19 protein-coding genes are annotated in these 19,721 nt (G+C 52.9%); 9 read left to right on the top strand and 10 right to left on the bottom strand.

The features are described 5' to 3' along the window. Positions 1-5: 5 nt before the first annotated feature. A complete protein-coding gene (locus A3709_RS01740; RefSeq protein WP_066049177.1) occupies positions 6-1,343 on the top strand; it encodes an MFS transporter in 1,338 nt (445 codons plus the stop codon). Here the strand turns inward: A3709_RS01740 and A3709_RS01735 are convergent. Next, the gene (locus A3709_RS01735; RefSeq protein ID WP_066049174.1) at positions 1,317-1,826 is read right to left on the bottom strand and encodes a DUF4124 domain-containing protein; all 510 of its coding nucleotides are present in this window, start codon (positions 1,824-1,826) and stop codon (positions 1,317-1,319) included. The two genes, A3709_RS01740 and A3709_RS01735, sit on opposite strands and share 27 nt — an antisense overlap. 155 nt (positions 1,827-1,981) lie before the next feature. On the opposite strand from A3709_RS01735, the gene A3709_RS22985 reads away from it, so the two are divergent. Continuing rightward, entirely contained in the window at positions 1,982-2,119 is a 138-nt protein-coding gene (locus A3709_RS22985; protein ID WP_156507532.1) for a hypothetical protein, read from the top strand. Here the strand turns inward: A3709_RS22985 and A3709_RS01730 are convergent. The 5 genes from A3709_RS01730 to A3709_RS01710 form a co-directional block, all read right to left on the bottom strand. Continuing rightward, a complete protein-coding gene (locus A3709_RS01730; RefSeq protein WP_066049168.1) occupies positions 2,116-2,931 on the bottom strand; it encodes a putative RNA methyltransferase in 816 nt (271 codons plus the stop codon). The genes A3709_RS22985 and A3709_RS01730 overlap by 4 nt on opposite strands. 5 nt (positions 2,932-2,936) lie before the next feature. After that, on the bottom strand, positions 2,937-3,305 hold the full coding sequence (locus A3709_RS24780; protein ID WP_255359709.1) for an enoyl-CoA hydratase-related protein: 369 nt from the start codon (positions 3,303-3,305) through the stop codon (positions 2,937-2,939). After that, the gene (locus A3709_RS24775; protein WP_197484037.1) at positions 3,289-3,822 is read right to left on the bottom strand and encodes an enoyl-CoA hydratase-related protein; all 534 of its coding nucleotides are present in this window, start codon (positions 3,820-3,822) and stop codon (positions 3,289-3,291) included. The genes A3709_RS24780 and A3709_RS24775 overlap by 17 nt, the downstream gene beginning before the upstream one ends. Next, positions 3,815-4,702, bottom strand: a complete 888-nt coding sequence (locus tag A3709_RS01720) for a phytanoyl-CoA dioxygenase family protein (RefSeq protein ID WP_066049165.1) — start codon at positions 4,700-4,702, stop codon at positions 3,815-3,817. The genes A3709_RS24775 and A3709_RS01720 overlap by 8 nt, the downstream gene beginning before the upstream one ends. A gap of 1,039 nt (positions 4,703-5,741) precedes the next feature. Continuing rightward, positions 5,742-6,140 (bottom strand): efflux RND transporter permease subunit, encoded by a 399-nt coding sequence (locus A3709_RS01710; RefSeq protein WP_255359712.1) that lies wholly within the window; start codon positions 6,138-6,140, stop codon positions 5,742-5,744. A 193-nt stretch (positions 6,141-6,333) separates the two neighbouring features. Between A3709_RS01710 and A3709_RS22980 the strand changes: the two genes are divergently transcribed. The 4 genes from A3709_RS22980 to A3709_RS01690 all read left to right on the top strand — a co-directional run bounded on the left by A3709_RS22980 (position 6,334) and on the right by A3709_RS01690 (position 9,756). Next, positions 6,334-6,600 carry a hypothetical protein gene (locus A3709_RS22980; RefSeq protein ID WP_156507531.1) on the top strand — a complete coding sequence of 89 codons (267 nt, stop codon included), beginning with the start codon at positions 6,334-6,336 and terminating at the stop codon, positions 6,598-6,600. Positions 6,601-6,633: 33 nt separating this feature from the next. Then, a complete protein-coding gene (locus tag A3709_RS01700; RefSeq protein WP_066049148.1) occupies positions 6,634-7,431 on the top strand; it encodes an MOSC domain-containing protein in 798 nt (265 codons plus the stop codon). Between the two features lie 329 nt (positions 7,432-7,760). Next, entirely contained in the window at positions 7,761-7,955 is a 195-nt protein-coding gene (locus A3709_RS01695) for a hypothetical protein (protein ID WP_066049145.1), read from the top strand. Positions 7,956-8,661: 706 nt separating this feature from the next. Next, positions 8,662-9,756, top strand: a complete 1,095-nt coding sequence (locus tag A3709_RS01690) for an energy transducer TonB (RefSeq protein WP_197484035.1) — start codon at positions 8,662-8,664, stop codon at positions 9,754-9,756. Between the two features lie 8 nt (positions 9,757-9,764). Here the strand turns inward: A3709_RS01690 and A3709_RS22975 are convergent, their stop codons facing one another. Next, entirely contained in the window at positions 9,765-9,908 is a 144-nt protein-coding gene (locus A3709_RS22975; protein WP_156507530.1) for a hypothetical protein, read from the bottom strand. A 92-nt stretch (positions 9,909-10,000) separates the two neighbouring features. Continuing rightward, complete coding sequence (locus A3709_RS01685) at positions 10,001-10,531, bottom strand: serine hydrolase (RefSeq protein WP_156507529.1); 531 nt, start codon at positions 10,529-10,531, stop codon at positions 10,001-10,003. 1,311 nt (positions 10,532-11,842) lie between these two features. On the opposite strand from A3709_RS01685, the gene A3709_RS01675 reads away from it, so the two are divergent. From A3709_RS01675 to A3709_RS01665, 3 genes are read left to right on the top strand one after another with little or no spacing between them, the layout of a single operon-like run. Beyond that, positions 11,843-13,243 carry a DcaP family trimeric outer membrane transporter gene (locus A3709_RS01675; RefSeq protein WP_197484033.1) on the top strand — a complete coding sequence of 467 codons (1,401 nt, stop codon included), beginning with the start codon at positions 11,843-11,845 and terminating at the stop codon, positions 13,241-13,243. Positions 13,244-13,290: 47 nt separating this feature from the next. After that, entirely contained in the window at positions 13,291-14,199 is a 909-nt protein-coding gene (locus tag A3709_RS01670; RefSeq protein WP_066049130.1) for an ABC transporter substrate-binding protein, read from the top strand. A gap of 16 nt (positions 14,200-14,215) precedes the next feature. After that, the gene (locus A3709_RS01665; RefSeq protein WP_197484032.1) at positions 14,216-15,544 is read left to right on the top strand and encodes a dicarboxylate/amino acid:cation symporter; all 1,329 of its coding nucleotides are present in this window, start codon (positions 14,216-14,218) and stop codon (positions 15,542-15,544) included. A gap of 1,777 nt (positions 15,545-17,321) precedes the next feature. Here the strand turns inward: A3709_RS01665 and A3709_RS01660 are convergent. Together A3709_RS01660 and A3709_RS01655 are read right to left on the bottom strand one after the other, a co-directional pair. Next, positions 17,322-18,458, bottom strand: coding sequence for a hypothetical protein (locus tag A3709_RS01660; protein WP_066049124.1), 1,137 nt, complete (start codon positions 18,456-18,458; stop codon positions 17,322-17,324). 30 nt (positions 18,459-18,488) lie between these two features. Beyond that, complete coding sequence (locus A3709_RS01655) at positions 18,489-19,709, bottom strand: ABC transporter substrate-binding protein (protein ID WP_197484031.1); 1,221 nt, start codon at positions 19,707-19,709, stop codon at positions 18,489-18,491. Positions 19,710-19,721: the final 12 nt, after the last annotated feature.

The raw sequence follows: 19,721 nt of genomic DNA, 5'->3' as shown, positions 1-19,721 counted from the left end.
CAGCCGTGGATGACCCAACCACCCAGGCAAGGCCTGCCGGCACATGCGAAGTGCTCGCATGGGCCTTTTATGATTTTGCCAACTCAGGCTACACCACTGTGGTGCTCACCACCATCTACAGCGCCTTTTTTGTGGCGGTGGTTGCCGCGGATCTCGACACCGCCAACCCCGGCACCGCCACCCTGCTCTGGACATTGGGCATTGCAGCGGCAAACCTGATAGTGCTGGTGTCAAGCCCGGTTATCGGCGCCATGGCGGATGTGCGGGCGAGCAAGAAACGCTATCTGCTGTACTCCTCAGTTGCCTGCGTACTCGGCACCGCGGGTCTGGCACTGGCGGGCCCGGGTGAGGCCCCCTTGGCCCTGACGATTTTGATTATTTCCTATATCGCCTTTTCGCTGGGCGAGAGTCTGATCGCGGCTTTTCTTCCGGAGATCGCCAGCAGCGAAAACATGGGACGCATATCAGGCTATGGCTGGGGGCTGGGCTACTTCGGCGGCCTGCTCACGCTCGGCTGCTGCCTTGGGTATATCAACCACGCCACAGCCCAGGAGCAAGGCGCGGAACAATACGTGCCCGTCACCCTACTTTTAACCGCGGTGATATTTGCGGTGACCGCGGCACCGACGTTCGTATGGCTGAGGGAGCGAGCCCGACCCCGTGCCGAGGCCAGCCAATCTTACGTGCGTGCCGCCTTTGCCCAGGTGGCCGACACGCTGCGTCACGCCGCCCGTCTACCTGACCTGTTCCGCTTCCTGCTGTGCATCATTTTCTTCCAGGCCGGCGTCTCCACTGTGGTTGTGGTCGCCGCCATTTACGCCCAGGAGGTTATGGGCTTCAGCAGCCAGCGTTTGATCGTACTTATCATGGTCGTTAACTTTACGGCGGCACTGGGTGCTGTCGTTTTCGGCTTTGTCCAGGATCGGCTCGGTTCGGTGCCCAGCCTGGCGGGTGCACTGCTGTTGTGGATCGTCGCTATTCTGGTGGCCATGCGCGGTGACAGTGAGGCACTCCTGTGGCTGGCGGGGAACCTAATCGGCCTGGCCATGGGCGCCACCCAGGCGGGAGGACGCGCACTGGTAGGCCAGCTGACGCCCGCCCAGCACAATGGCGAAATGTTCGGTCTGTGGGGACTGGCCAATCGTGCGGCAGCCATTGTGGGCCCCATTAGCTACGGCATAATCACCCGTATTGGCGGCGGCGACCACCAGTTGTCGATGCTCAGCACCCTGGCCTTTTTCCTAGTGGGACTGGCACTGCTGCTCGGTGTCCGCGAAGCGCGAGGGCGCAGCGCAGCGCTCGCCTATACCGCCCGCTCAACGGGTGGTAATGGGGCGCATTAACTGGGAATTGTGATGCGTAGGCCGCTGCGGCTGCACCTGGGATGGCCGCGGCCGTAGCGGTGGCCTGACAATGGGGTGTTCCGGGTGACCGGGGCGGTAAATGGGCCGATAGTGGTGTCGCCGGTAGTAGCCCCCTGTGTAAACCGGATTGTAAATGTCGTACTCGACGGTTTGTGGTTCGCTGTAGGCATCGGCTCGGGCCGCCAGCTCGCGCATCTCGGCCCGGTGTTTCTCCCGGGCCATACGGTCTTCCGCGAGGCGATCCGTGGTCTCGCGCATGGCTTCCAGGTTTTCCTCATAGACNCCGTCAGACTGCGCCGCAGGGCTGTCTACTACCAGTGTTTCCACCGCCTCATCGCCACCGGGTGGTGTGTCTGAAAAGCTGACCGCTCCGTGCTGATCCAGGGTCTTATACACGGTGGATGACTGAGCGAAGGCCAGAGATGCCGTCATCAGGCAGGTCACTGCAAGCAGGCGTTTCATCGCGAATTCCTCCCTCGGCCAAGTATAGCCCACAGCCCTGTGACCACACCAAGAGTGTGAGGTTCATCACAGGCAATCGCAAAAAGTCTTGGCCCCGGTCACAGTTTTGACGTCCGCCACTGGCGCCTGCGACAAGGCTGACTAGACTCAGATTTATGGAAACACCGTCTTCCAACCGATTTGATTCGGCCCGCACCGACACCGGCCTGCGCCACGGCGCATCTACCGGTGAACTTGCCACCCTGACCCTTGCAGTGGCGGCGGTTATCGGCCTGAGCAGCTTGCTGCTCTAGGCCACCTTTTCCCGGCGATAGCGTTGCAATAGAAACGCCATCTGCACCTTGAATTCACCCAGTGCACTGAGCTGGGCCTTGCTTTCACGCTCTCCCCCGTAGGCATAAGGGGTCATAGCCACCAAGTCTTCCAATAATTCAGGCGCGAGCGTAACCGCAAACTCCACGCTGTCCTGGGATTCCAACACCAGCCCAGGCAGTGCAGCGACCTCCTCGCGGTGTGGGCGAGGCTGGGCATAGAGCTGCTGTCGCAGCTCCCACAAATGCCCCGCAGCCGGGCAGACGTTCAGATACAGGCCACCGGGCGGCAACAATCTGGCCAACTCGGCATCGCTGGCCGGCGCAAATACGGTAAATACGCCATCGAGACTTGCATCAGGCAGCGGCACAGCGAACGCACTGGCCACGGCAAACTTTCCCCGATGGTGAGCCTTGGCAGCTAATCGCACTGCAGGCTTGGCGATATCAATGCCCCACAATGACATGTCCGCCAGGCGTTGCAGCAACACGCCACTGTAATAGCCCTCACCACAGCCCAGATCGAGTACCCGGGGCGACGCTGGTAACCATTCGGCCAGGCGCACCGCAATTTCCTGCGCCAGGGGGCGGTAAACCTCGGCAGCATGCACGCGTTTGCGCGCCTCGATCATCTCGCGATTATCGCCGGGCTCACGGCTGCGCTTGCGATTGGCCGGGAGAAGATTCACATACCCCTCCCTGGCTTCGTCAAAGCAGTGGCCCGCCTCACAGCGATACGTGCGCTCGTGCTTGTGCAAAGTCTGGGCGCAATGTGGACAATTCCAACCCGTCATCAGGCTCACCGGATATCGAACTGACTGAAGTACTTGCTGCGTCCCTCGGCGAGGGGGTCGCCGGAATCACGCTCCGCCACGGCTTGCTTATAGCCGACCTCGCGGGCCCGCTCTTCAAACCATTTGCCTTCCGGCGAGTGACGGTCAAAGCCATCAAACAAGGTCGCAAAGCGCTGGGGGTTGGTCATGCCCATGCTCTCGTACGCTTGATTAACCACCATTTTGCTCATCATCAGCTGATTGGGCGGCACGCCTTTAATCCGATCGCAAAGCGCCCGTACCGCGGCATCCAATTGATCCGCTGGCACCGCCTGATGGACCAGGCCCATAGCTTCAGCATCCTTTCCGGTCACCGGGTCACCTGTGAACAGCATGCGCTTGGCCTGTTCGATAACCAGCCGATAAACCCACATCGTGGTGGTTGGAATACCCCACGCGGCTCGGCGGATAACCGATACGGGCGTCGTCGGCCATAACCAACGGGTCACAGCACAATGCGATATCGCTACCACCCGCTGCCGCTGCACCGTGAATCTTGCCGATAACCGGCTTGTTACAGCGCCAGATACTCATGACGTGCTGGGTGCACTCCCACATGGCCTGGAAATCGGCCGTCTGGTCCCAGGGCATTTCATCCTGGCCACAGGGATGTTCGGCATGCGCCTCGGCGTACTCCTGCAAGTCATAGCCCCCGCAGAAACCCTTGCCTGCGCCCTGCAAGACAATGACATGAACGCTGGGGTCTGCCGCGGCGGTATCGATAACGCGGGGCAACTCCCTGGCAAGCTCGAAGGTAATCGCGTTCAACCGCTCGGGGCGATTAAAGGTAATAGTGGAAACACGGTCACTGACGTCGTAGAGAAAGCACTGAAACTGCGGGGGTTCAGGCATTGGCGATCTCCTCAAAGATTTCGTGCCCGAAACTGTTCGGATAGTCGCGCCAGTAGTACTTGTCCGCGTCGTCCTGCCAATGCTCGTAAATGGACTCCCAGTTTATCTCCGGGACCCGGAAGCCGTGATGCGGATGCAGGTTCGTGGCAAATACCGGAGCGCCGTAATCACAAAAACGTGTGTCTACGCTTATGCGCACAGCGTCTTCATTGGTATTGGGTTCTGCCCGGTGCACCGTACAGGAATTGAATATCAGGACATCGCCCTGCTGGAAATCAGAGACATGCCAATGAGTCTCGTCTGCAAAAATTTCGCACTGCACACCGCCCACGCCCTGGGCCTGAAATACTTCACGGACCCCATGCTTGTGGGACCCCGGCAACACCTTGACCCGCCCCATGGTGGAATCGATGTCGTGCAGCGCCACCCAGACGCCTGCCATGGTCGGCGGCGCGTGATGGGAGTAGGCATCCTGATGCGGGGGCGTTTCGTAGCCGCGCATGCGCGGTGTCGCCATGCGCGCCATTTTCACTGGGTAGACAAACACCTCGGGACCGACGACCCGCGCCATGATGTCATTCATCCAGGGCTGGTGAAAAAAGCGGTGGAAGGATTCCAGCTTCTGGATGCGGGGATAAATCTGGTCCCAGATAGCATCCGTTTCATAAAAGGGCTCTCCCACCAGGCGCGGCGCCTGGCTACCCGCCTCACCTTCGACATGCGGCGCTGCCACCGCCAGGATATCGGCCAGTAGCTTGTTGCAATGCTTGGCAGCCACTGCCTGCTTCAGAAACAGGTAGCCCTCGTCGGCCATGCGTTTCTGCAATACTTCGAGAGGGTCGCCCAGAGAAGACTGGGTAAAATCTGATGCCGTTGTCACAGTTTTTCCTTGGTTTCGTACACCGGCATCCTATCACTGTCAGGCGCCGGGTCAGAGCGTGACGCGCATCTGTATGCAGAAAAGATTAAACCCGCGCCACCTAATGGCGAGGGATTGTACCGCGAAGTGGCCATGACCGGTTGGGCGCTAGCAGCATCCTGCCGTTACAAAGGCGCAACCAACGGCGTTCAACTGCGTCTGCAGGCGGTCAACATCGGCGGCCTGAATGGACTAGAAATGAATCTTGAGCCCCACGACCGGCCCGTGGGTTAGGGTATCGTAAATAAAATGGCCTGCCTGACGCTGGCGCCCTTCTTCATAATCAACCCAGAGACCCTTGTAGGCCAGATCGATCTCCCAGGTATTATTAAATGCATACTCCACGCCTAGACGCGCCGCACCGGTAAAATCCGCCTCGCCAGCGCCGATATCCCCATAGACATAAAACGACCAATCTTCGTTCAACGGTGTGCGATAACGCCCGCCCACAAAGGCGTCGGTCCANCCTGGTTCCGTGCGCAGTGTGAATTGATCGACTGGCCCCGCCGGTGGAGCGACCTTCACCCGCAGCTCATTCTCCCAGTGCCGGGCGCCAAAAATGATATCCCAGGTCTCACCATTGGGGTCGAGCGGAATGCGGTAAATCGCGGCCAGCTCAGTCACAGCTTGTTTCACCCGGACGTCCAGGCGCCCGTCTCTGACGGTCCGAGTATCGCCCTTAAGATCCATCAGCCCGTAGTCAAACCAGATACCCCAGCCGCTGTTGTGTACCGCTTCCGCATGAACCAGCAGGGCCGCATCGAGATTGTCGAGAATGGTATCGAAATCGACATCAACATCGACCTCACCGACCCGCCCAATGGCGGCATCACCGCCGATACTTGTAGCGCCCATGTAGGGCTCGACCATGAACTCCCAGTTCTCGCTTGCTACAGCCAAATCTGACAGACATCCTAATCCGACCAGTAGGGCCATTTGCTTGCGAAATTCTTGCATATCTCAATTCTCCCAATTACTCAGGGGTGTTATTGACCCGCAATTAACCACTTCGCGCAGGCCCTGGAACAATTTGAAAAATACCGGCACGAGAATCGTGCCACCAATAGCAGCCATGATGGTGCCACCAAATACGGCAAGGCCCAGCGAGATGCGACTGGCAGCGCCTACCGCGGATGCAATCCTTCAGTGGGAACGCACCCGCAACGAAAGACATCCCTGTCATCATCACCGGCCTGAAGTGCAGCTTTACAGCTTCTACCGCCGCTTCCAGTAGATTCATCTGCTCTGCCTCGCGCAACTGCTTGCCAAACTCCACAATCATAATGGCGGTTTTCGAGGCAAGCCCGACCAGAAGCACCATGCCAGTTTGCCGGTACAGACTCAAAGGCTCTTGGCTGATCATCAAGGTTACCACCGCAACGATATTGGCAGTCGGTATCGAAAAGTATAGATGGAAATCGGTAAATAGCCCGATGGTGACAACAATATACGAAACGGCTCACAATGGCCATTCAGACAAACGGCCAGCCTGGGACCGCGCTGCCACCACGATTCAGATTACAACCCTAAAGAGCAATGACCATGACCCCGGAACTTGAATCGCAAATGCAGCAACTCCTGGACAAAAGAGCTTGCGAAGACGCTATCCGGCGCTACTGCCGCATCCTGGACAGGCTGGACACCGAATCGCAGGCCTCCTGGCCTGCCACCTGATCGGCGGTCGCTATGTCGATGAACTGGAAAAGCGCGGCGGCGAATGGCGCATCATCAAGCGGCGGTACATTGCCGACTGGTCCCATGAATTCGACAACGGGCTGGATGAACTCGTGGCCAGCGGATTCGCCGTGAATGTCCTCAATATCCTCGAACCAGGACACAAGGCATACCGCCCTCTCTAACTTAACCTACAACAGGCCGCACCGAGTATCACCATGTATCGTATCCAGTCTCTGCATATCTACCCACTGAAATCAGGCCGCGGGCTAAGCCGCCAGCACATGGTTCTCGATCGGTTCGGTCCCCTCGGCGATCGTCGCTGGATGCTGGTGGATGACCATGGACGTTTTGTCTCCCAACGCGATCTGCCCATTATGACGCGCCTCAACGCAGTACCAGGCGATTCAGACATCGAACTCAGTATCGACGGATACTCATTGGTCGTAGCGACACCTGCACCCAACCACCCCGCCCACGTTAGCATCTGGAGTGACGAGGTAACGGCACGCGACGCAGGTGATGAAGCTGCGCAATGGCTTAGCGAGCAATTTGGTCGCAGCCTAAGGCTGGTTTATATGGGCGAGGAATGTCAGCGCCGCGTCGATACCGAGTACGCCCACCGTGGTGAAACGGTCAGCTTTGCCGATGGCTTTCCGCTGCTCCTGGTGTCTGCTGCGTCACTGGAGACATTGAACAGCCGCCTGACCCAGCCCGTAGCGCTAGATCGATTTCGCCCCAATCTGGTCGTAGCGGGCTGTGGAGCACACGCCGAAGACGAGTGGCGGCGCATTCGCATAGGATCCGTTGAGTTCGATCTCGCCAAACCCTGCTCGCGCTGCGCAGTGCCGTCACTGGATCAAATGACGGGTGAAAAACACCCGGAGATACTGCGCGCGCTTGCCAGTTATCGTCGCGGTACTGATCGGCAGATCTATTTTGGGCAGAATCTGGTCTATGCGTCGGGCGGGGATATTACCGTGGGGGATGCAGTGGAGGTGTTGGAGGCTCGCTGAGCCCCCTACCTTTAAAACCGCGCCGGGTGTTTCACCATCTGCTAAGGGCACTCCCACATGGCCTGAAAATCAGCCTTCTAGTGCGGGCGCATTTCATCCTGGCCTCAAGGGTGCTCCTCATGTGTATCTGCGCGCTCCTGCACATGATAACCGCCGCAGCATCCCTCGCCGACCCCTGCATAACAATGAGAGGGATATCGGCATCAGCTGCTGCCACATATATCGCGCGCGGCAGTTCACGAGCCAGCTCTCAGGTGATGGCGTTGAATCTCTCAGGGCGATTGAAAGTAATGATCGCGACGCGATCATTCACCGGGTAGAGAGAATTATTGAGTGCCACTGATACAGCCATTGGCGATCACGGCAAATATCGCTTGGCCAAAGCTATCGGGGCAGTATCGCCCGTGGTGCTTGCCGTCGTCGCCGTGCCAATGCTTGTAGATGGACTCCCAAATGATTCCCGGCACCCTGAAGCCGAGGCGCGGGTGCACGGCGTGGCGATGCGGGCCATCTTCACCGGATAGACAAATAACTCGGGGCCTGCCACCCGTAACATGATGTCGAGCATCCAGTGTTGGTAAAAAAAACGCCGAAAATATTTGAGTATCTAGACCGCCGGGTAGATCTCATCTCAGGTAACCGTCTTTTAGAAATTGGCTCACCAATCAGTCGCAGTGCACGGGCCCCGCCTCAACTGCAATGGGGTTTTCAGACCTTGAGGATATCTGCCAACAAGCCGATGCAATGCTCCGGCGCGTTTTAATAGTGGATAGCCGCTCTCCGCCAAGCGTGCCCGCAATTGTTGGAGCGGGTCTTACAGCGACGACCGCATAAACATCAGAGGATGTAATCACAGTACTTTCTTAAGGTCATCTGTGAGCATCCCACCATTGATGGCCATAAGCCGAGGATGTGATCCGACCGACGCTCTCTCAAAAAAATGACCACTAAAACTTCACGTAATTGTAACCAACAAACCTCATGATCTTATCAGATCACTGAATAGAGCAGATTTTCTATCTCCATCATGAGGCAAACCCCATGCGTCGCATGCGAGCATTCGGCCTACTTGTATTTTGTTTACTCTTGCTCCTAACATCGGCCTCCAGAGCCCAGGATTCACTAGTCCTCAGCGGCCTGTCTGTCTATACCGACACTGCGCGGGACATTTACCTGGCGGGACTATTCAGCCCTAGAGGGGTAACTCCGAGTGCGGATTCAGACAGCGCCATGGCCATGGAATACAGGATCGAAACACGTCGAATCTCTACCCGAGGCTACTTTGGAACGCTGTTGCTTCAGGCTGAAATGGGCTCTGAGCAGCGCACACCGGGCACCGTCATTGAAGTGATTGAGCAGATAAAAGTACGCGTCCAAGGCTCCTTTCTGCGCGGTGACAGCATCGTTATACGACGTGACGACGAAGGCAATACGCAATTCGCGCTTAACGGCACATCACTGCTCGTCGCGACGGGGACCGAGACCTTCGATTTCTTTGTCCAGGGTTGGCTGGGAAGCAACGCTTCCAGCCTGTTGCGTGATCGGCTGTTGGCTAACGAGATGGATGCCGCGCTCGCAGAGCGCTTCGATGCTCTATTCCCCACTGCGGAGAGAGTAGAGACGGTTGCCGCCTGGGGGAAAACTGAGTCGAGCAGTCGCAAGGACACAGACGAATCGAAACTCAACTTAGCAGAGGCCATCGTTCAAACCGACACAACATCGGGAGTAAAGTTCGATCTAATCATAGAGCCTCCCGCGGCCTCTATACCTGAGCCGGAACCAGAGCGCGCAGTCCCTGAGTCGATGCCTGCGCCAGCGCTATCGCCGGTCGGCACGCCAATTGAGCCTGTGATAGTCACGTCCGCGCAATTCGACACTTCCCTGGCCAAGCCAACTGTCGAAGTCACACGGGCAACATCAGCCAACCAAACAATTACGACAGAGCTGGAACCGAGTACCTCCGCTGACAGCGCCGAAAGAGTGTCGGACGACCGCGAATATCAGCTGGAGCTCAGCGACTACATGGCACTCACCGTGCAGAAAGTATTCACTAATGTCGAATACCCCCGGCGCGCACTCAAACGACAGCTGCAGGGCGAGGTGTCCATCGTGGCTTCAGTCAGTGCCGATGGCACACTCTTCGACACCTTTATAGAAAACTCATCAGGCTATCCCATGCTCGACCGGGCGGCCGTTAGAGCCGTTGAGAAAGCCGCCCCCTTTCCCCAGCTTTCCAGAGTGGCGCTGGAAGAATTCGCTACCGCTGTGGGCGGCAGCTACGAGTTGCCAATCCCTATCAACTTCGCGATTCGGGACAACCGGTAGGTGCAAACCTAGAAATGGATCTTGATGCCGACGGTGGCTGCCATGATGGTGCCACCAAACACGGTCATACCCAGCAAGGTGTCGCACGAATTCAACAACGGCCTCGAAGAATTACAGAGCAGCGGCTTTATGGTGAACGTGTTCAACGTCATGCTGGGAGATCACCCTGCCTATCGGCGTTTGTCAGCATCGGCGCGTTTGCTAAAACTTTTTCTGCACCACACGGCGACACTTTGGATACAGTTCAAGCCTTGCGCCTGGTCCGCAGACCGAGCACCACTGCTACTTCGAGAATCACAGCAGTACCTGACAACGCGGGCACCATCATACTCCCGAATACAGTGTCCGTCGCAAAAAGGTCAGGGTAGCCGGACTGCCAGAACACCCAGTCCGAACCCAGAGTTGTGGCCAGAGAGGACTGCCCGGACACCAGGATAACCAATGCGTCGCCGCTCTCAGGATTCAACCTCGCCGCTGTGTTGATCGCCGGGTCGTTCGCGCCATCGTGGCCGAAAATGAAATCACCATTACCCGTAGGTGCATACAGGCTGGTTCCCAGCCCCCAGATATCAAACCCCAAGCTGCGACCAAGGGGAGCGCGCATCGATTTTGCGAATTCAGGACTGAGTGGCGCGCTCGCCGCCGTGGAACCAATGTGCGCCAGGACGAATTTCGCCATGTCTGCACTGGACGTCACCATGTCGCGCTTTGGACTGCAGCATAGCGACACCTTCGTTCTGCATATGCCACTCTTTGAGCTGGCAGGCTGCGCGATTCTTTTGCTAGGCGGGTTGAGAACATGAGCAGGATATTGCTTGCACCGATGTTCGAGCTAGCCGTAGTTACCGAGGTAATTGCTCGCAAAACTTCATTCATTCTTGCTGTTCCGACCATGCTTATGGCCCTATCGCAGAAGTGCGTCGAGGCGGGCACGATGCTTGCTCTGTTAGAAAATTTAGGCCCGGGGAATCGATGGTTGCCCACAACTACGCCGACATACAAGAGAAGTCTTTGGTACAGCGATCGAAATCCTTTACAGGCAAACAGAAACCTCGCCTTTACTGACCCTGGCCTGCCGATTCCCTCAAGGATCTGACCAAGAGCATTGAATAGCCCTCAGCCTGTACCGAGATATCAATACGTGATCCGAAAAGTAGTACCGTTTTGCCTCTGACGAGCAGCTTGAGATATGTGCGCGCCTATAGGGCCATGGTGGTCTACAACGACAAGCTTGAAGCCACTTCCGCTGGTCCCGCCTACAAAAGAGCGAGAGTGCTTGACTGATAATACAGAATGGAAGAGTCGCCTCACAGGTACATCAGAACCGGGCAAGTACATCTACAACAATGAGTGAGCCGATGAAAGCGCATTAACTTCCAACAAAGCATAAATCCTGCCGTGTTAACGCCATAAACTGCAGCACTTAAAGGTCGCTTTGATGAGAGACAAATCGACGAACCAGGGTCCGCAGTTGAATAACCAGCATAGTTAGGTTACCTAATAAGTATATGATTTGAGACAGCCTGACCGCTAGGATCTAATGCTTCGACTTTTCCGAGGAAAACCTCAGCGAAAACAGCTCTCGAGAGAGCCTACCCTGCAGGACTTTTTATCGGGAGCAACCGCCGATTGGTGCACAGTCGTCCAATGATCCTCGGCTAATTATAAGCGACTAATCACGAAGCTACACTTATGAAAACACAATGTTTTTCGAAGAAATATACCCTATACTTAATCCATGTGTCAGCCCCGACGCGCTCCTAGAATATGCGTCTCGCGCGCCCCCTCATTCGGCAATTGGGTAGACTACTGTATTTAAGAGTATCGGATTGAGTGGATGTATAAGTAAAACAGTGGCTCGCGAAGAAGAATGATAGTAAGAAAAAGTAGCACTAAAGAATCAGCGAGAAGAAGGATCTATTTTTCGAAATAGCCAGCGGCCTTTAGATAGCATCACACCCACCATGCCAATCTTTCATCGCAATCTCGAGATTCAAAGCACGGCAGCACCCTTTACAAAGACGGTAAATTTGGCTGAAACATCTAAGAACCTAACAACTGCAAACTACGATGAGTCGAAATGATAATGTCCAAGCACCTTTCTAATACCAACTCGTCTATTAACCTTGGTCTCAGAATACTCGCCGCAGCGTCGCTCGCTGCATGCTTGAATAGCAATAGCCATGCTTCTTCAGACGAGATAGCAGCAATACGGCAGGAATTGCAGCGACTAGTCGAACAGAATCAGGCTATGACAGTGCGAATAAATCAGCTGGAAGATCTGGTAAAAAGCCAAGATGGCCCACTCGTAGAAGAGACCATAGTTGCAAAAAATACGGCGGCTCCAGTCCTCAAGAAGGAGACACCTTCTGGCTGGTTTAATATTCCCGGCACCGATAGCCTGCTGACTATCGATGGCTTCGTCAAAGCCGACCTGATACATGATTTAGGACCGAAGTCTGGCGACAGAACAAACTATCCTAACCTCGATTTGGATGTATCGGGTGCCGACAGCTCAACTGGCCATACACGGTTACATGCGAAACAGTCGCGAGTTATATTAAAGACACAAACACCTTCCGTTTACGGAAAACTGCTGACCCATATAGAAGGCGATTTCTTCGATGGCACGGAAGCCGGCGCTGGATCCGAGGTTATCTCCAACTCTAGTAAATTTCGAATCCGGCAAGCCTATGGCACACTTGGGGGTTGGCTAATGGGCCAGGCATGGTCGAACTACGTCGATGTCCAATCGTTTCCAGAGAATCTTGACTTCTCAAATGACACTGGGCAGGCATTCCTTCGGCAGGGCCAAATTCGCTATACACATGACTTTGCAAGATACCTTCTGTCTCTATCGGCAGAGAATCCGGAGAGTGATTATGTCGATGAGTATGGCAAAAAGCGAGAGAACAATAAAGACTCGTTACCCGACCTCACCGTTCGTTTGAAGTATATCGGCGACTGGGGCCATATATCCACCCAAGCCGCACTCAGGAAACTGGGCGTAGATGATGGAAATTACAGCGATTCTGCGCTGGGATACGCGTTCGGTGTTTCTGGCCGTATCAATACGATCGGCAAAGATCTACTCCGATTCCATGTCAGCGCCGGCGATGGGGTTGGACGGTACATTCAGGAAGGTGCAAACTCGGCGGCCATCGTTACTGGTGCTGGCACCTCATCAGTGAGTATGGAAACACAAACAGCCTGGGGCGGCTACATAGGGTATCAACATTGGTGGAGCGACCGCTTTCGCTCCAATTTCAACATGGGGTACCTGAATATTGACTGGGATAATGACCTTTTCGCCCCAAGCGCACTGTCAATCAATGAACGATTCAAATCTATGCACATTAATACGATATGGCGGCCCGTTCCCGATGTCGACATTGGCTTAGAGTACAGCCGCGCAGAGCGCCGCCAAATCGACGGTCAGGAGGGAAACATGGAGCGGCTACAATTCAGCGGCGTGTATCGCTACTAATCTCATAGTGCAAAAAACTATTCGTAAAATGTCTGGAATTGCCCGCAATGCGTAACCCACTTATGAGCACTCGCCTATTTTTTGTCATTGTATTCTTGGCTTGGAATGCTAGCGCGTTCGGCCAGGACGTTGCGACCAGTATCAACCAAGCAGACAGTTCCAGTAGTGCAGTCACACAGAAAAGCGACTTACCCCCGGATATAGCGCGTATCAAAGAAAGAGGCGAATTGATTGTTGCTATGTATCACAGGGATACTCCACCGTTCTACTATTTGGACAAGAAGACAAAAGAATTGGTTGGTGTCGATGTTGAGCTTGCCAAGGGATTTGCCAAGCGGTTGGGCGTGGGAGTAACGTTCGACCGAACAGGAAAGTCATTTGATGAAGTCGTTTCAAAGGTCGCCAATCGTGAAGCTGATCTGGCAATTTGCAAACTCAGCATGACGTTTTCCCGCATGGCCAAAGTCCAGTTCACTAAACCTTACATTAAGTTGCGTCAAAGTCTACTTGTTAATCAACTCGAACTACTCAAAATTCAACGCGGCAGGGATCCAATACCGACCATTCAAAACTTGGAGGGTCGCATTGGGGTTATTAAGAAATCATCCTATGTTGATTACGCTACTAAGCACTTTCCAAACGCGGAGGTTGTTGAATATGCAAACTGGGACGCCGTTGTTGAGGCCGTTCTAAACCAGGACATTATCGCTGCTTACAGGGACGAGGCGGAGATAAAGAAGATAATACGCGACATGCCGAAGGAGGCTAAGAACTTGCTGTCGGTATCTTTTGATGACACTAGTGATCCAAAGGGAGTAGCTGTTCCCTGGGACAGCCACAGTCTGAAATCACTCCTCGACTTTTACTTCGACTCCTTGGATCTCCAATTAGACGCCGATAGAGTTCTGGACAACTACCAAGAAGTGCTAGAGACAATTAGACGGAGAACGCAATAGTATGGGGGTTACAAGCATGCCACTAGCTCACAACCATAACAGCCTCGATTTCTTGAAAAGCATTTGGTCGATGATGCTTGGTGCCGCCGTTGGTATTTACATAGGTCTGAATCGACACGACCTTGTTCCTTATGTAGAGCCAATCGGTACGATTTATCTGGCCGTACTGAAGATGTGCATTCTGCCTATACTAGTTTCCGCTATCTCGGTAGCGATTGGTCGCCTGATGAATACGCCAACCCAATCGAACCATCTGCAGAGATTACTGTTCGTCATAGGGATATCTCTGATTTTCGCAAGCACTCTCGGGCTACTTATTGGCATAGTTGGCCAGCCAGGGGCCGGGCTGGACGATGAAAGCCTGTCTTCTCTGGGGGCCATTCTACGACAACAAGGTGCCCTGGATCTGGAACTTCAGTTATTCCAACCATATAACCCGCAGGAAAACGAATCACTTCTCAAAGCGTTTTTCTTTACCCTCGTTCCATCGAACATTTTCGAAGCACTCAGCACGGGCGCTAACTTGAAAGTGCTGTTTTTTTCCATTCTCTTTGGGCTCGCCATTGGATCGCTGAATAAGAATGCATCTCAGACTATCTTAGATACTCTAGACGCTACGTGCGCCGCTTTCTCTAAGCTTGTACAGTGGTTGATGTATCTACTCCCGTTTGGCCTGTGTGGGCTTATCGCTGAGAGCCTGTCTCATGTGGGAATGAACGTTTTAGTTGCCATGATGAACTTCGTACCCTGGGCACTTGGTGGGTTCCTTGTGCTGTTGGCAATTGGCAGTATTATGCTGTGGCTGCGCACTGGCTCCTTAGTAAAGTCCGTCGTAGCGTTGAAAGAACCAATCATTATTGCGCTAGGTACTGCGAACGGCTTAGCTGCTATCCCTTCAGCGATGACTTCGATGAAGAAGTTGGGCTACGATCCGAAGACTGTCGATTTGCTGATACCTTTGTCCTTCACACTCTGCCGAATTGGGCCAACGGTCTACTTCGCTACCGCCGCAATGTTCATCGCACAACTTTATAACGTAGAGATGAATATAGAAAGGCTGGCCATTGTTGTTTTTGCTTCCATACTTGCCGGAATGGCAACGGCGGGATCTTCAGGCATCGTTCTACTTTCGATGCTCGCACTGGTGCTTACACCACTACAACTTCCCTTTGATGCTGTGATCGTGCTGTTCATCGTTATCGATCCAATAATTGCTCCATTCAGAGTGCTGTCAATAATATATGTTGCCTGCGCTATCACTGCCGTGATACTGCCAAAGCCTTTGGCTGAAAAGGGCGAAGAGAAAAACACAGAGAGCGCCACGTCAATAGTGCCGTCTACCTGACGAGAAGCTCTCTCAAAAAGAGTCTAAACACGCCTGACAATTCCTTAAAAAGTAGGCGCGAACTAAAAGCTATTAACTAATTGCAGTCGGTTCGATTACGTCTCATTTTTGCCAGCGCCAACAATGCACAACACGGGAAGAAGCCCTCAAACCGGTGGATTCATGCAATTAACTTTGACCATGATTACTTTTCCAAACATTTGAATAACTTTGCTCTTCATATAAGCCTCCTAGGGCCTGCTCACCACACAATGTGTACACAATTCACCCATAAGAATAATTATGTCTAGCTAAACACTCTGCCCACCTGCGCAAGCACAATATTTGCATCAGCAATTGGCTTTTAAAAATACGATCCAGTTTTAAGATGTGCCTTTTGAAAAGCCAGAGACACAATCCACCAGATCGCCACGGAAAATACTTAATGTGCATACATAATTACGATCTATCTGAGGTGTGCGCAGCTTTCGAGGGGTCAGTATGCGGCATTCTAGTTAGGCAGCCCCGATAGTGTTCTTTGGCAGTTGAAGAACATGCTCTTCCTAGGTTGTAGATTGACGCATCGTTCCCACCTGTGACTAGCCTACTTAGTCAAATCTATAGGTGCTGACTTGGTGGTTCCTGTGAGAAAAACAATTCTACCCTTGCCGGGGCGCAGATAAGTATTGCCTCTATATTCTAAATTCCTGCAGGGGCAGATCCAATGCCCTTATCCTGTCTCCCGAAATGCTAGCCCAATACAACGTAAGTCCCGAAGAATTTGACGCCATCCTATTTATGTACGGCCGAGCTCGTGGCGTCACTGTCGATCAGGCCTGTAGAGTCAGCTAGGTGACTATCTAACATAGCCGCGCGGACGGAATCTTCATCGAATGCAAGGATGTTTAACTAAGGGAATTTCTATTTGCTTCGCAGCAGACACCTCTAACCAAGAATAAAGACTTGTGAAGTCAATATGGGGGGACTGTCTTCTTCTTTCAGCAAAGTAGCTTATCGAGCTACTATACAAATGGTTGCGTCCCCAAGACCCAGTGACCCGCTTGTAGGACCTCAATGCGATAGCTCGGGTTATAACTGCTACCTCTCGTAGGATGCGAAAACAACCAGTAGTTACTAATGGATAGCAGAATATCCAGGAGGATTAAAAGCGCCAATATTCTCAACAGCAAATTCGCTGGCAATCCACTGGCACGACATCTCTGATTAAACACCTCACGGAGAAAGGTGTCACGTTAGACTAGAACCTAGGTTTGCAGCGACTACTTTTACTGCTGGCCGCGCCTCTGGCAGCTTGGCGCATTTCTGCCTGGGTGATTCGGACTGTTTTCTCAAAGTTACACTCCGCGGACGCATAGATAGCCATCTACGTACTGCTATCGCTTCGCAGTCACATTGCTCCATTTTCGCTGGAGGCCTAGACAAAGAGGTTGCCATGAGTGATCAGTAGGTGAGAATTCCACTCAAGCACCCAATTTTACAATGGGCTGCTTGCGTTTTAGGAACCAAATCGCACCTAAAAAAATTGACGCTTGAAACCGTAACCAAAAAAAGTATCAACCGCGCAGGATACGTGTCCCCGTTGGTCCGATAGTACAAAGAAGGCTGTAACAAAAATCACTAGGATTTGCTCTATCGCGACATGAAAGACATGCCCCGATTGCCTGAGCTGCTTTATGCTTCTGGCCTAAGCTGGCGCACGCACGAGCTATGAATGATCGCATTTCCTTAAACCTACAGTCGTATTCGACGATCATGGTCCCCAGTAATCTGTGTCTGGTTAGTGATCGACTATGCTCAGAATGTTGTTGTAAGCATCACTCAGATACTTTGGTGCACTCTTGTCAGCCAGTTCATCTAGCCTAAATCCGGTAATTGCAAATAGTTGGCAAAGGATACCCAAACTACTCGAGTCGCATGTTCTAGAAAAAGTTTCAAGATTATTTGCTATAGCAACCATCAACCTAAGCATTACTTTAAATGATTCAGGCGCCAAAGGCTTTTCTTGAAAATAGTTCTCCATACGCCCACCTTTCCGATAGTCACCGTTCTCATCAAGCCCTAGAAATGTGAGATACCAATCTGCCCGAAATACCCCTTTCCTAACTGCACATATCCCTGCGTAATCGGCGAAAGTCTCATCTAGAAGATGATTCTGCATCGTTCCAAAAAATCTTAGTGTAAGATAATGCGCGCATTCGTGCTCAAGGCGTATACGCCGTGACATAAGACGCCAACAATCCTCTGACAAACCAAGCTGCGACGACTCAATATTGCTATAAGAGCCATCACTGAGCACGATGACACGATCCTGGTAGAGTGTTTTATTCTTGACGAACTCTGGGAAATACTCACGCCAGCTGCACGCGGGATTTTTCAACTCCCACTGTTCTCGAAAACGACCAACACGATCCCAATTGTTTAACCCGGAAATCAGACAAGCGCCCATCGACTGCGGCACCGAAACAGGCTCATTTCTACTGGACATTGCTCGCACCAAAAACTCAAAGTCGTTGCGATTTTCGGCAATGATCACCGGTATAGATCCCGCCGCTGTCTGATGCAACCGCAGTTCTATGTCACACGGTGCCTCAAAAACCAAAGATCTCTGCAGGTCGACTGACGAAACTTGCGCCCCTTTCAGAGTCGCATCCCTGTAAGCGGCAGTTTTGCTGATACCAGCTTCAATCGGAAAAGACAGTTGAGGAAAAACTCGAGACAGTACCTGAATCGCCAGACTGTTATTGGTGCGTTCAACATAGTGCTCCCAAGCATTCACGAAACCCTCATCTGCCAGACTAAGCGATGTCAAGTCAGTCAGGTCACCCCGAGAAATTCGACGCTCCATATAGGCGACAAGCTCCTGCAAAAACGGACCTTTTGCACCAAACTGTCTAAGAATGATCTCCGCACTCACTTAGCGAAAGCCCGCGTATTGCTCTGCACCTTATTGAATTCTTTCCGAAAATCGGAATTCACCATCCTTAACCTTGTTGATGACCATCAGCTTACCTAGAGGGTCACCGCCATCATCAAATTTATATTGTCCAGCAACACCGAGCCAGCCTTGCTGATCTCGAATGACTTTTGCGACCGCTCCACGCTCCAACGTACCAGCGGTATTCACGGCGTGCGCTATCAATTTAACCGCGTCGTACCCCAAAGCTGCGGCTGACTCCACAGGAGGCTCTTCGTAGGCAGCTTCGTAGGCATTTGAAAAAGCCGTGATCTTCTGACTGTCGAGGTTGCCGGGATCTAAATTCGACGATTCTTGAGAAAAGCCAAGCGGGAAAAAAGAAATGACGTTAACGTCCTCGACACTTTGGCCGCCAAGGTCTATTAAACTCGTACTGTCGAGGCCTGCGCCGGCAAAAATCGGCTCATCGATTCCAGTTTCTCGAATTATCCGGATGATGTCAGCGCCCTCAGGCATGGACCCAGCCAAAAATATTGCGTCAAAATCGAAAAACTGCTCCCAATATTCGAAATTTTCTCGATGCTCGGCACTATTTCGATAGTATTTTTCGCTGGTGATTATATCAACACCCGAAGCCCTAGCTCTTGCGCTGAATGACTTTGCCAGGGCGTGTCCGTATGCATTGTTAATCGAATAGAGTAGAACTTTAGAGATGCCGTTATCCTTGAAATAATTGGCCAGAGCTTCACCCTGCTCGTCGTTCTTTGGGACAAGTCTGAACAAGTGTTTATGGCCTTTTTTAGTCAAACGCGCGTCCGTAGAGCCTGGATTTAGAACGAGCAGCCCAGACACTTCGTACGTCGTCGACGTATCGAGTGAAATATAAGAATCCAAATGCCCTATTACCGCAAAAATCGACTTATCTTCGGCAATACGCTCAGCTTCGATTAAACCTTTATCAATCTTTCTTTCGTCATCAAATGGCTTAAGCACTATTTTGCGACCGTCCTTAAGACCTCCTGCGGCATTGATCTCATTCATTGCCAACGAAGCGCCATCTAAAATAGTCATTTTAGTCCCTCGCCCCTCCCGCTCGAGGGGCCAAGCTAACGCGATAACGAGTTCATCCTTGTTGCTCTCAATTGTTTTCAGACGGGCATCATAACCACTATTCTCGGAACAGGCGTACAATGCGCCGCCCAGTACCAGTACAGCAAGTATTCGAAGCGACAACCGCTTAAATTTCGTCATGTACCCACTCTC

This window comes from Halioglobus sp. HI00S01, from assembly GCF_001635445.1.
GTDB classification, from domain to species: domain Bacteria; phylum Pseudomonadota; class Gammaproteobacteria; order Pseudomonadales; family Halieaceae; genus Halioglobus; species Halioglobus japonicus.
This window is presented reverse-complemented; position numbering and strand designations above follow the sequence as displayed.